Here is a 13374-nt window from a genome sequence, read left to right on the forward strand (position 1 = left end):
GGAGTACTCCCTGACCCCAGCGGTGACGTCCGTCAACACGACCGGCGTCGCGGACGTCCCAAGGCGGCCGCGGCCTCGATCCGGTGTCATCGGCCCCGCGTTCAGCGTGGTGGAGGAGACCTCCGGTGATGACTGACGCCTAAGTCCGCCGGAGGTTCGCGATGTCCGTTTCCCTTTGGGTCTGGGGAGCCACCCTGATCGGCCTGCTGGCCGTGCTCGCCCTTGATCTGTTCGTCGTCGGCCGCAAGCCCCACGCCGTATCGCTACGCGAGGCTGGTACCTGGGTTGCCGCTATGGCCGCGCTCGCGATCACCTTCGGTATCGGCCTGAGCCATATCGCCGGACCGACCTACGGCGGCCAGTTCTTCGCCGGCTGGATCACCGAGTACAGCCTGTCGGTCGACAACCTCTTCGTCTTCGTGATCATCATGGCGCGATTCAAGGTGCCGCGAGATTTCCAGCACCGGGTCCTGCTGGTCGGCGTCCTTATCGCCCTGGTACTGCGCGGGATCTTTATCGGCCTCGGCTCGGCGATCGTCTCGACGTTCGACTGGGTGTTCTACGTCTTCGGCGCGTTCCTCATCTACACCGCGGTCAAGCTGGCCGCCGGACACGAGAGCGGCCCGGCGCACAGCGATGCCGCCGAAGGTTCGCCGAAGCCCGCCCCGGCCCGTGAAAGCGGCCTGGTTCGCCTGGTGCGCCGCGTGTACCCGACGGTGGACGAGTACGACGGCACCGCGTTGACGACGCAGATCACCAGCGAACCGGCGCCCTCCGGTGCTGCTCGTACGCGTCGCGCGCTCACGCCGATGGCCTTGGTGATCCTCGCGATCGGCGCGACCGACCTGCTGTTCGCGCTCGACTCCATCCCCGCGGTCTTCGGGCTGACTCAGCAGCCGTACATCGTATTCACCGCCAACGCCTTCGCGCTGCTCGGCCTGCGCCAGCTGTACTTCCTCATCGGCGGCCTGCTCGATCGGCTGGTCTACCTGTCCACCGGCCTGTCTGTCGTGCTCGGCTTCATCGGCCTGAAGATGATCGTCGAGGCGCTGCACGGGTCCGGAATCGAGCACCTGGGCCCGATCGCGCTGCCGAGCGTCTCCATTCCGTTCTCGCTCGGCGTCATCGTCGTCACCCTCGCCGTGACGACGGTGCTGAGCCTGACCGTCGGCCGCCGCCGCGCGCTCGAGGCCGCCTCCGCGACCGGCCAGGAGCGCTGACCGGCTCGCGGGCCGGGTCGCAGGCCGCGCGGAGTACGCTGCTATGATCCGCCGGTTGACGAGGCGGAAGCGCCAGGTGGCAGGGCGAAGGGACGGCTGAGCGTGAGCGGCACCGTGGTGGCGGCGGACGACCAGGCTTCGCCCGGCGGCTCTGCTCCGGCCAACGCCTCCTGGCCGCGCACAGCCGCGCGGCTAGCCCGCAGTTCCGCAGTGCGCGCGTGGCCCGCGGTCTGCATCTACCTCGCGATCAGGCTGGTCAGCACCGCGGTCTTCGCGATCCTTTCCGCAGGGCACGGATATGCCCAGCGCGGCCTGTTCGTGTTCGTGGACTCCGGCTGGTACCGGCTCATCGCCGAGCACGGCTACGACACGCACATCGCCAAGTTCGGCTCGCCGTTCCCGTTCTTCCCGCTCTATCCGGGACTGATGCGACTCGGCCACGACGTCACCGGCCTGAGTGTCGACGTCGTGGGCGTCATCATCACCTGGCTCGCCGCCGCGGCCTGCGCCTGGGCGCTCTTCGAGATCGGCCGGCGGGTCCGCGACGCGCGCACCGGCGTGATCTTCGCCGCGCTCTGGGCGCTGCTGCCCTCCGCCGTCATCGAGGGTGCTTCATACGCCGACACCCTCGCGATCTGCTTGTCCGCATGGGCGATTTACGCGCTGCTGCGTCGCTGGTGGGTCGCCGCCGGGATCCTGGCCTTCTTCGCCGGGCTGACCAGGCCGACCGCGAACGCCCTCGTCGCCACCGTCTGTCTGGCAGCGCTCATCGAACTGATCAAGCGCCGTGGTCACCTGCGCGACGACACGACGGGCGGCGCGGCCTGGCGCCCCTGGTTCGCGCTGGTGATCCCGCCGCTCGGCATGATCGGCTACCTCGCTTACGTGGCGCATCGCATGGGCAGCCTCACCGGCTATCTCAAGGCACAGAAGCAGTGGGGTACCGGCTTCAGCAACGTGCAGTTCGTGTTGCACCGCATCCACGAGGGCATGCTCGGTACCGCACCCGGTTACCAGAACTACCCGACGCTCATCACCACTGCCGCGCTACTCGCCGTTCCGGTGCTTATCGTGCTGCTGATTCTCCAGCGTGTGCCGTGGCCGCTTATTTGCTACACGGTCATCGTCGCGGTGATCGTCTACGCGTCGATCCACGTGTACACGGTCGTGCCGCGCGAGTTCCTCGCTCTCTTCCCGCTGCTGCTGCCGATCGCCTCCGCGCTGGCCAAGATCCAGCGTCGCCCGGCCGTCTACCTCGTCCTGGCCGCGCTCGCGGTCGGTGCCGGGTGGTATGCGTGCTACATCCCGATCAACGCCGGCGGCTCGATTCCGTAACCTCAAGCGCGACTTTGCAGACTTCTTACCTAAGAGCACGGTTCCACTCTTGCGCGGCGCACAGAGCTGAACCAAAGTTCACATTCGGTGGCCTCCCTCCCGCCACGCCCGATACCGCGCGCATTCACCTGCTCCGCCGAAGCTCCGTTCTGCACTAGGCACTTTCCGCACCCATCAGGAGTTTGGCATGCCCACCCACTCCCGCCGCGCTGCCGCCGCCTTGAGCGCCGTCACCGCGTTGACCGCCGCGCTTGCCTTGCAGCCAGGCAGCGCTTCGGCCCTCGACGACGGCTCCCTCTCCCTTGCCGCAGGCACCTCGGTCGGCGTGCACAACACGTACGATCAGAGCGCTTACACCTACCTCGACCAGGCGCTAGACGCCGGATCTACCCTGATCGAGCTCGACGCGTGGGTGAATCCGTTCACGCACAAGTGGAACGTCAGCCACAGCAACCCGATCGGCAGCAGCAACAACTGCGTCCAGACCAGCACGCTGGCCGGTGCCTACACCGGCAACCGCAGCCAGAACCTGGACAGCTGCCTCGACGACATCCGGGTCTGGCTCCAGGCGCACCCGACGGCCAACCCGATCATGATCAAGCTGGAACTGAAGTCCGGCTTCGACCAGACGATCGGCATGGGCCCGGCCGAACTCGACGGGTACATCAAGGCGAACCTCGGCAACCTCGTCTACCGGCCGGTGGACCTGCTGACCAAGCCGGACGGCAGCCTGTACCCCGACCTGGACACCGCCGCGAAGGCAGGCAACTGGCCGAGCCGCTCCGCGTTGCAGGGCAAGGCGATCGTCGAGGCGATCCCCGGCACCTTCGAGCAGGGCAACCCCTTCGACCACCTGTGGACCGACGTCGAGTACTCGACCTATCTCAAGGGTCTGGCAGCGTCTGGCACCATCTCCAACGCGGAGATCTTCCCGAGCGTCCTCGGCGCGCAGAGCGGCGACCCGCGCACCCGCTACTCGGACGCCACATTGCGTCCCTGGTTCGTGGTCTTCGATGGTGACGCGAACACATACGTCAGCGACGGAAACACCGAGTGGTACAACGCGAACCACTACCTCGTCGTCGCGACCGACGCCTACGACGTCACTCCGGCGCTCTCCAGCTCCGACCCCGCGCTCACCGACGCGCAGGCCCGCGTGGCCCTGCTCGCTTCGGACAGCGTCTCCTTCGTCTCCACCGACTGGACCACGGCGCCCGCCAACGGCGTGCTGCCCGACGTTCTCCCGCGAGGCTGATCCACGATGACGACCTCTGCCAGCCGCGCACTCACGCGGCCGCGCAGGGTCGCCGTCACGGCTCTCGCAACCGCGCTCGCCACTGCGCTCACTTCGGTGAGCGTGGCGGGCGCGACCGCGCGTGCGGCGACCACGGCGGCCCCAAAGTCAGCAACCCTCGTCACCGACCCGGCCTCGGTGGTGAACCCGTTCATCGGCACCACCGGCGACGGCCACGACTTCCCCGGTGCGGATCTGCCCTACGGCATGATCCAGTGGAGCCCGGACACCAACTCGCGGCCGAAGGGAGGCGGATACGACTACGGCGATTCCAGCATCACCGGCTTCAGCCTGACGCACATATCAGGACCGGGATGCGACGCGGCCGGAGACGTCCCGATCCTGCCCACGGTCGGCGCGATCGACAGCTCTCCGGGCTCTGATTCGCAATCCTTCTCGCACTCGAACGAGAGCGCGAACCCCGGCTACTACGGGGTGACGCTCGGCAACGGCGTGAAGACCGAACTGACCACCACGGCGCGGGCCGGCCTTGGCCGCTTCACCTTCCCGGCCACGACGCAGGCGAACCTGATCCTCAAGGTCGCCAACAGCCAGTCCCCGTCAAGCGCGACCAGCGTCAGCGTCCTAAGCAACACCGAGCTCGTCGGATCCGTGACCAGCAACGGTTTCTGCGAGGCGGCGAACCCGTTCACGCTGTACTTCGCGATCAGCTTCGACCACGCATTCACCGCCAACGGTGCGTACGGCTCTACGTCTTCCGGTCCCGCCGGTGAATACGTGACCTTCGATACGACGGCGAACCAGAGCGTGCTCGCTCGCGTCGGCATCTCCTACACCTCGGCCACCGAGGCGCGGGCCAACCGGGATGCCGAAATCCCCGCCACCACGAGCTTCGCCACGGTCCAGGCCGCCGCACACGCCGCCTGGGACGCGCAGCTCGGCAAAATCCAGATCGCCGGGGGAACCTCCGACCAGCAAACTGTCTTCTACAGTTCGCTCTACCACGCATCGCTGCACCCGAACATCTTCAGCGACGCCGACGGTTCGTATCTGGGCTTTGATCAAGCCGTGCACGCGGTCCCGGCCGGCCACGCGCAATACGCGAACTACTCGGGCTGGGACATCTACCGCAGCCAAGCCCAACTCACAGCCCTGATCAACCCGGCCGCCGCAAGCGACATGGCCCAGTCCATGGTCAACGACTACAAGCAGGGCGGCACCCTGCCCAAGTGGGCCATGAACAATGGCGAGACCTACATCATGGTCGGCGACCCCGGCGCGATCGTGCTCGCCGACTACTACGCCTTCGGCGCCAGGAACTTCGACACATCGGCGGCGCTGTCCGCGATGGTGAATCAGGCCACGACGACGAACAACGACCGTCCGGGCGTCGGCTATCTCGACACCTTCGGCTACCTGCCGACCGACAGCGGCTACGGCTGCTGCCACGAATACGCCACCGTCTCCACGCAACTGGAGTACGACTCGGCTGACTTCGCGCTGTCCGCGTTCGCCGGAGCGCTCGGCGATTCCGCCGATCAGACCAAGTTCCAGAACCGCGCGCAGAACTGGCGCAACATCTACAACCCCTCCAGCGGCTATATCCAGCCCCGGCACTCCAACGGACGCTGGATGGACGGCTTCCTGGCCTATCCGATCAGCGGCGGCACCAACAGCAACGACTTCGCCGAGGGCGACTCGCTCATCTACACCGGGATGATCCCGTTCAACGTGGCCGGGCTCGCCTCGGCCGAAGGCGGGAACTCGGGGCTCTCCGGCTACCTCGACCACGTGCTGTCCGGCTACTCGGGACTGCTCAGCCTGGCCGGTTTCCAGGCGAACATGGGCAACGAGCCGAGCTTCGAACTGCCCTGGGAATACGACTACGTCGCGCAGCCCTACAAGACGCAGCGGGACGTGCGGCAGATCCAGGATCAGCTCTGGCCGAACACGCCGGGAGGACTGGCCGGGAACGACGACCTCGGCGAGATGAGCTCGTGGTACGTATGGTCGGCGCTCGGCATGTACCCGGAGACGCCCGGCACCGCGGACCTCGCACTGGGCAGCCCGCTGTTCAGCCAGGCGATCGTGAATCCGGGCGCGGCTAACCAGATGACCATCAACGCGCCTGCCGCAGCCGACGGATCGCCGTACGTACAAAGCCTGACGTACAACGGCGCCGCATGGAACAACGCCTACCTGCCTAAGAGCGCAGTGGCCGCTGGTGCGACGCTGAACTACACGCTCGGATCGTCCGCGAACACCTCGTGGGCTACGGCGTCGACCTCCGCGCCTCCCTCGTACGACGGGACCGCGACCTCGTTCATCACCGAACCGGTCGGCCCGATCACGTCGGGTATCGCGGGCAAGTGCGTTGACGACGCCCGCTCGGGCACCGGCAACGGCACTCACATCCAGCTCTATACCTGCAACGGAACCGGAGCGCAGAACTGGACCGTGGTCCCGGACCACACGCTCCAGGTCTTCAACAAGTGCATGGATGTGATCGGTGGCGCGACGACAGCGGGCACCAAGATCCAGCTCTACACCTGCAACGGCACGACTGCGCAGCAGTGGGTCGCGACCGCGGCCGGCCAGCTTGTGAACGTTGGCTCGGGCCTGTGCCTCTACGCAAGCACCACGAATGACACGGACCAACTTCAGATCAACACATGCACGCCCGGAGCTGCCGACGAGGTCTGGAAACTTCCCTAGTCAACCCCGGTTAACCTCACTCTTTCGGAGTATAGGTATTGTTGCTCGCTACCTGTCGCCCGATCGATGGAGGAGGAGTGAGCGCGCCGTGACCGACAGTACCTTCCCCGGTATGTCTCCACTTGCCGCGATCGCCGAGCAATACGGTTGGCGGCTGCCGGAGCTTGCCTTCGAGCCGGGGCTGGTAGCTGCGGTCGATCAGCACGCCGCCGCGGTGCGCGACGTAGTTCACGGGCACCGATCGCTGCGTGAAGCACTGTCCGACTATGTACTCGGGTTCACCGACGCGCTGCATGAGATGGGCTGGTTGGCGCACGAAGGGTACGACTTCGCCACGGTGCGCCTAATAGCCGTATGCCACTTCATGCGTGAATACGGTGTCATTTAGAGGCGCGTGAGTCAGGCGCGTGTTAGTCAGAAGCAGCGTGAGCGCCGCCGGATAGGCGGCGCTCACGCTATCTGCCTTACGCCTTACGCACGCGAACCCGTATCAGCCACTCATCGGCGGGTTGCCGGACGGTCCAGGCGGCGGCGTACCGGGCCCGCTCTGTCCCATCCCGCCGGTCCCACTCTCGGTGCTCGTGCCCATCGTTCCGGTCCCGCCCGACATCGGTCGTGCGGTCGCGGGAGGCGCCATCGTGCCCTGGCCGCGCAGCGCGTCGGACCGGCCCTGCTGGTAAGCGCTCACGCCTCGGGCATCACGTTCTGCGCCATCCAGCACCCGCTCCCACCGTTGACGCATCGGCATGATCAGGCCGCCACCCACGCCCACCACCACGACGCCGACGATCGCGGCGAGCACCGCCACCAGGATCGGGCCAGTGATCGTGGTCGCGATCCCGGCCTGCCCGAGCGCGGCGATGATGCCGATGCCGAGCACGAACACGGATGCGATGGTCGCCAGCGTGCGGCCGTAAGACAGGCTGGAGAGCGCGGCGCCGACCAGGTCGCGCACCACGCGGGCGATGAAGGCCGCGACCACCACGATCGCGAGCGCGACCAGGCCGCGCGGCAGCCACGCCACCACTCCGTTGATCATGGTGCTGACCGGGTTGTTGCCGAATACGCCGATCGCCAGCTGCAACGTGACCAGCAGCAGCGCGTAATAGACCACCTTGCAGATCAAGCCGGTGGTGTCGTATTTGCTGTTCGCCAGCGCGCGGCTGATCCCGCCGCGCTCGGCCATCCGCTCGAAACCGGCCTTGCGCAATACCACGTCCAGCGCGCGGGCAAGCAGCCGCGCGATGAACCAACCGATGAAGAGGATGACCAGGAAACCGACGAACTTGGGGATGAATCGGGCCACCGCGCTCCACGCGTCGGTCACGCCCTGGCTGAAGTTGATGGAGGCCATGGGAATCTGCTGCACCGCTGTCACCGCCTGCTCTCCGGGCCGCGCCCGCCGCGCGGACACCTACACCAACCGTGGTAACACGGTGCATATCGGGTGGCGCGTGGGGTGACCCGAATGGGTGTCAGAACGGAGCAAGCGTCAGAACGCCTGCGGGCGGCGCGATCCAGTGCCTGACGGCGCTTCAGCCGGTTGGTGGTTCCCCGGGGGTCTCGGTCGCGCTCTGCCCGCCCTTCCGGTGCATCCGATAGTGCAGAACCATGAACGGCAGGCCGAAGACCCAGAACGCGTGCTCGGCGCGTAGCTCGCCGTCCTCGACGTACACGTCAAGTTCCTCGGCGAAGCCCTGCACGGCCGCGGTCGTGAGCTCTCGGCTCTCGGCGTCGATGTACGTGAGGTAGTGCCCTGGGTGCTTGAGTTCGCTGCGGCTGCTTAACACCAGCCCGCCTCCCGGCCGCGAGCGCGGGGCGAGTGTCGCGGTAAAACTGGCCTGGGGGAGCGGGAAGCCGACGCTGACGTAGCCACGATCCTCGTGGCGGTACGTCGTATAGATACCGATATAGATCGGCTCGTCCGTGTCGGCGAAGGAGCGGATCCAGCCGCGCACCGCGATCACGTCCTCCTCGGGCGCGGAGATCGTGTCGATCCGGCTGCGAATGCCGCGCTGAGTCTCGCGCTGGTTCATCGGCACGCTCGCCTGGCCCAGCGGACGCGCGAGCAGGTTGCGGTACAGCAGATAACCCGGGCGCACCCACAGCCGCCACTCGGGCACGATGTCGAGGGTGAACCGTGTCGTGTGCTCGTAGAACTCGCGGACGCGCGGGTCGACGAGTGCGGGATCGAACTCCGGACCAGCCAACGCATCGAGTGACGCGACGATGCCGACATCAGGGGCGTCCGCGGTGTACGTACCGCCGAGCACGTCGGCTAGCTCTCGTACGTAGCCGGTGCCGACGTACCGGTTGCGCGACTCGAGCGGTACGACGAACGGCAGATCCTCGGCGTGTACGCGCTCGGCCAGCATGCTGATCTGCGGATCGCGGAACAGCAGGGCCGAAAGCACCCGAAACGAAACCACGGTCGTGGTAGCCACCACAGCGGGCGCCGCGGCCCGCCGCCGCAGCGCGAACCCACCGCCTACGGCCATACCGAGGACCGGCCCCAAGGCCACCTTCTGCGGCCGCAGCCCGAGCGCTCCGGCCGCCGCGCCACTCACCGCGCCGACGGCCACGGGCCCCGCACCGGTCGCCCGGCCGGCTGCCCAAGCCACCGGCGCCGTCATCGCGCCGCTGGCCAGGATGCGCGACCACAGCTCGGGAATCTCGCCAGGCCGTTGCCGACCGCGCGACACCGCCTCCGCGGCGCCCAAGCCCAACGCGCCGGCCGCAGCGCCCAACAAGCCCGCCCGAGCGCCACGGTGCCCGGCCAGTGCCGCGCCAGCCACCGCACCCAGCGCGCCCGCCGTCAGAACCTGCTGCTTCCGGCTCGGTCCCGTCCCGCCGCTTCCGCCGCCCGCCCCACGCTCAGTCGCCACCCGCGTAACCTACCCTGCAGCGTCGGTACAGCACCCTGCGAAGCGCCGAACGAAGCGTGAGGACAATCGGCGCTCGCAGTTCTCAGCTCGCCGTCCACTCGCCGACGGATGGCGAATGTGCGGCGCTTCTGTGCTCAGATCACCAGCCTCGGGCTCTCCACTCCGCGAGGTGCGGTCGCTCGGCGCCCAGCGTCGTGTCCCGCCCATGCCCCGGATAGACCCAGGTTTCATCAGGTAGCACGTCGAAGATCTTCTCCACGACGCCGTTGTAAAGCGAGGCGAACCGTTCTGGGTCCTTCTGCGTATTGCCGACACCGCCGGGGAAGAGGCAGTCCCCGGTGAACAGGTGCGGGTGACCTTTGGGGTCGTCGTAGAGCAGGGCGATGGAACCCGGGGTGTGACCGACCAAGTGGATAACGCGCAGCGGGATGTTGCCGACGTTGATCGTCTCGCCGTCGCGCAGACGTAGGTCCGTGTGCACCGGGATGTCATCCGCGTCGTATTCGCCTGCTGCGGTACGCGCGCCGGTCGCGGCGACGACCGCTTGCAGGGCTTGCCAGTGGTCCGAGTGCTGATGCGTCGTCACCACCGCGGCGAGCGAACCGTTGATCGTGCTGAGGAGGCGGTCGGGCTCAGCTGCCGCGTCGATGAGCATCTGCTCGTCCGTTTGGCGGCAGCGCAGCAGGTACGCGTTGTTGTCGTAGGGGCCGACCGCGACCTTGGTGATCATCAGCGGGGCGAGCTCGCGCACGTCCGCTGGGCCACCGACCGTCACATTGCCGTGGTAGCTCATGCGCCGTCCTTTCGCTGCGTCGGGTCGCTCTCAGTTCCAGGCTGGCACGGCGGGCAGGGCGTCGAAGGGCTCGACGACCAGGCCGTCGCCGTTACTGCGGCCGATCAGCCAGGCCAGCAGCGCTGGTTCGGGGCCGCGTACCAGCAGGTGCTCCTTCTCCGCCGGGTCGCAGCCGACGCCCACCGTGCGCGCCGTGTCCTCCGCGTAGAGGCGGAACGGCGTCTCGACCTTCTTGGCATACGCCGGGTTGGTGAAGCGCTCGGCAGTCATCTCCAGCGCGGGGCCGGTGAATTCGGTAGGCCAGTGCGCGGGGGAGAAGCCGAGGTCGAGGTCCACGTGGTGGATGTAGACCTCCTCCAGACGCCACCAGGGAATGCGCGTGGCCGGCTGCGGGCCGCCGGTGGGCCGCTCGACTGTGGACCGCCACTGCTCGGGCGTGAGGCGCGCCGCCGCCTCGGCGAAGCGCTGTCCGGCATCACGCAGATCGGTGGCGAGCTGCTCGGCGGTGCGCCCGGCACCGGCCTCGATGTCCTCGGTTCGCTGCCCTGGCTTCGGGTACGCCTCGTGCCGTTCCCCGGTCGCGGCCCAGGTCAGCAGGTTGCACAGCGCGTCCGCGTTACGGGCCAGGTGGGTCAGCAGATGCCCGCGGGTCCAGTCAGGCAGCGCGCACGGCTCGCGGACCGCCTGGTCATCGAGCCGCTCGACCGAGCCGAGCAACTGGGCGGTCGCTTCGGTGATCTCGGCCAGCAGCGCGGTCGGGTCGAAGTCCGGGGAGCGCGGATCAATCGTCATGGTTCCTACTCTCCCGCAGCGTGCCCCGGCCGCGCCACGCAAGCACGCATCGCGCGCCACGCAGGGAAGCGTTGCGCGTCACCGCGGAAGTCGGCGTGGGAACACCAGCGCGCCACGGGACCTTATCCGGAACGGAACAAGTCTGTCGGTGCGGCCGCCTAGCATGTTTGGGGGAGTGTTCGGCGGGCCAAGACAGTCGGAAGCATGGGAGCCATCGGTGACGGACAAGCTGGTCGTGCGTGGGGCGCGCGAGCACAATCTGAAAGACGTCTCGCTTGATCTGCCGCGTGACGCCCTTATCGTGTTCACCGGCCTTTCCGGCTCCGGCAAGTCCTCCCTCGCCTTCGACACGATCTTCGCCGAGGGCCAGCGGCGGTACGTCGAATCGCTGTCCGCGTACGCCCGCCAGTTCCTCGGCCAGATGGACAAGCCGGACGTCGACTTCATCGAGGGCCTGTCTCCCGCGGTCTCCATCGACCAGAAGTCCACCTCGAAGAACCCGCGCTCGACCGTGGGCACCATCACCGAGGTCTACGACTACCTGCGCCTGCTTTACGCGCGCGCCGGACGGCCGCACTGTCCCGAATGCGGGCGGCCGATCGCCCGGCAGGCCCCGCAGCAGATCGTCGAGCGGGTGCTCGAACTGGAAGAGGGCACCCGCTTTCAGGTCCTCGCGCCGGTGATTCGTGAACGCAAGGGCGAGTACGGGGAGCTGTTCAAGGATCTGCAAAGCAAGGGTTACAGCAGGGCGCGCGTAGACGGCACGGTGATCCAGCTCGCCGAACCGCCGGTGCTCAAGAAGCAGGAGAAGCACACGATCGAGGTGATCGTGGACCGGCTCGCGGTCAAGGGCAGTGTCAATGGAGAAAATCCTGCCAAGCGGCGCCTGACCGACTCGATTGAGACCGCGCTCGGCCTGGCTGGCGGGATGATCACGCTGGACTTCGTGGACCTGCCCGAGGACGACCCGCAGCGCGAGCGGATGTACTCCGAGCACCTGTACTGCCCCTACGACGACCTGTCCTTCGAAGAGCTCGAGCCGCGCTCCTTCTCGTTCAACTCCCCGTTCGGCGCCTGCCCGGAATGCACCGGCCTCGGCATCCGGATGGAGGTCGACGAGGAACTGATCATCCCGGACCCGGACCTTTCGGTCGCGGAGGGCGCGATCGCCCCGTGGACCGCGGCCGGTCAGGGCTCTGAGTATTTCGGCAGGTTGCTGGAGGGCCTGGCCGACGAACTCGGCTTCGATCTGGACGCCCCGTGGCGCAAGCTGCCGCTCAAGGCGCGCAAGGCGATCCTGCAGGGCCACAACCACAAGGTGACGGTCAGCTACACCAACCGGTTCGGCCGCACCCGCAGCTACTCCACCGGCTTCGAGGGCGTCATCCCGTGGATCGAGCGCCGGCACAGCGAGGCCGAGTCCGACAGCGCGCGGGAGCGGCACGCCGGATACATGCGCGAGGCTCCGTGCCCTGCGTGTAAGGGCACTCGCCTCAAGCCGCTCGTGCTCGCCGTGACCCTGGGGGAGAAGAGCGACGGCGAGGGCGGCGGCAAGTCGATCGCCGAGGTCGCCTCGATGCCGGTCGGCGAGTGCGCGCGCTTCCTCAAGCAGCTCAAGCTCAGTTCGCGCGAGGCGCAGATCGCCGAGCGGGTGCTCAAGGAGGTCAACGAGCGGCTGCAGTTCCTGGTCGACGTGGGCCTGGACTACCTGTCTCTGGACCGCGCTTCAGCCACCCTGGCCGGCGGCGAGGCCCAGCGCATCCGGCTGGCCACCCAGATCGGCTCCGGCCTCGTCGGGGTTTTGTACGTGCTCGACGAGCCGTCCATCGGTCTGCACCAACGCGACAACCACCGGCTGATCGAAACCCTGTTGCGGCTGCGCAACCTAGGCAACACCCTGATCGTCGTCGAGCACGACGAGGACACCATCAAGGTCGCCGACTGGGTGGTGGACATCGGCCCCGGCGCGGGCGAGCACGGCGGGCACGTGGTCGTCTCAGGACCGGTCTCCGATCTGCTCGACTCCGAAGACTCGCTCACTGGTGCGTACCTGTCAGGCCGGATGCGCATCGAGTTGCCCGCCCAGCGACGCCCCGTGGACCCCAAGCGGGTGCTGACCGTGCACGGCGCGCAGGAGCACAACCTCAAGGACATCGACGTCAGCTTCCCGCTCGGCTGCTTCGTCGCCGTCACCGGTGTGTCCGGATCCGGAAAGTCCACGCTAGTCAACGACATCCTCTATACGCACCTCGCCCGCGAGCTGAACGGAGCGCGCGCGGTCCCCGGGCGGCACACCCGAGTCGCAGGGGTCGATCACCTCGACAAGGTGGTGCACGTCGACCAGTCGCCGATCGGCCGCACCCCGCGGTCGAACCCCGC

At 67.6% G+C, this 13374-nt stretch carries 10 protein-coding genes; 6 read left to right on the forward strand and 4 right to left on the reverse strand.

The window, feature by feature from the left end:
• Nucleotides 1–161: 161 nt before the first annotated feature.
• From VN779_RS16880 to VN779_RS16900, 5 genes are all read left to right on the forward strand, one after another.
• Nucleotides 162–1220: a TerC family protein gene (locus VN779_RS16880; RefSeq protein ID WP_325724367.1), complete on the forward strand. Its 1059-nt coding sequence runs from the start codon at nucleotides 162–164 to the stop codon at nucleotides 1218–1220.
• 102 nt (nucleotides 1221–1322) lie between these two features.
• On the forward strand, nucleotides 1323–2555 hold the full coding sequence (locus VN779_RS16885) for a hypothetical protein (RefSeq protein ID WP_325724369.1): 1233 nt from the start codon (nucleotides 1323–1325) through the stop codon (nucleotides 2553–2555).
• Between the two features lie 187 nt (nucleotides 2556–2742).
• Nucleotides 2743–3810: a phosphatidylinositol-specific phospholipase C domain-containing protein gene (locus VN779_RS16890; protein WP_325724371.1), complete on the forward strand. Its 1068-nt coding sequence runs from the start codon at nucleotides 2743–2745 to the stop codon at nucleotides 3808–3810.
• A 6-nt stretch (nucleotides 3811–3816) separates the two neighbouring features.
• Nucleotides 3817–6525: a lectin gene (locus VN779_RS16895; protein ID WP_325724373.1), complete on the forward strand. Its 2709-nt coding sequence runs from the start codon at nucleotides 3817–3819 to the stop codon at nucleotides 6523–6525.
• An 88-nt stretch (nucleotides 6526–6613) separates the two neighbouring features.
• Complete coding sequence (locus tag VN779_RS16900; RefSeq protein WP_325724374.1) at nucleotides 6614–6913, forward strand: DUF6401 family natural product biosynthesis protein; 300 nt, start codon at nucleotides 6614–6616, stop codon at nucleotides 6911–6913.
• 102 nt (nucleotides 6914–7015) lie between these two features.
• Here VN779_RS16900 and VN779_RS16905 read toward each other — a convergent pair whose 3' ends face one another.
• From VN779_RS16905 to VN779_RS16920, 4 genes are all read right to left on the reverse strand, one after another.
• The gene (locus VN779_RS16905) at nucleotides 7016–7879 is read right to left on the reverse strand and encodes a mechanosensitive ion channel family protein (protein ID WP_349260833.1); all 864 of its coding nucleotides are present in this window, start codon (nucleotides 7877–7879) and stop codon (nucleotides 7016–7018) included.
• Nucleotides 7880–8060: 181 nt separating this feature from the next.
• On the reverse strand, nucleotides 8061–9410 hold the full coding sequence (locus VN779_RS16910) for a hypothetical protein (protein ID WP_325724378.1): 1350 nt from the start codon (nucleotides 9408–9410) through the stop codon (nucleotides 8061–8063).
• Nucleotides 9411–9549: 139 nt separating this feature from the next.
• Nucleotides 9550–10203: an MBL fold metallo-hydrolase gene (locus VN779_RS16915; protein WP_325724380.1), complete on the reverse strand. Its 654-nt coding sequence runs from the start codon at nucleotides 10201–10203 to the stop codon at nucleotides 9550–9552.
• Nucleotides 10204–10233: 30 nt separating this feature from the next.
• Nucleotides 10234–10995 (reverse strand): maleylpyruvate isomerase family mycothiol-dependent enzyme, encoded by a 762-nt coding sequence (locus VN779_RS16920; RefSeq protein ID WP_325724382.1) that lies wholly within the window; start codon nucleotides 10993–10995, stop codon nucleotides 10234–10236.
• Between the two features lie 217 nt (nucleotides 10996–11212).
• On the opposite strand from VN779_RS16920, the gene uvrA reads away from it, so the two are divergent.
• Nucleotides 11213–13374: excinuclease ABC subunit UvrA (uvrA, locus tag VN779_RS16925; protein WP_325724384.1), on the forward strand; the 2162-nt coding region annotated here is incomplete at its 3' end.

The organism is Actinocrinis sp. (assembly GCF_035605935.1).
GTDB lineage: Bacteria > Actinomycetota > Actinomycetes > Streptomycetales > Catenulisporaceae > Actinocrinis.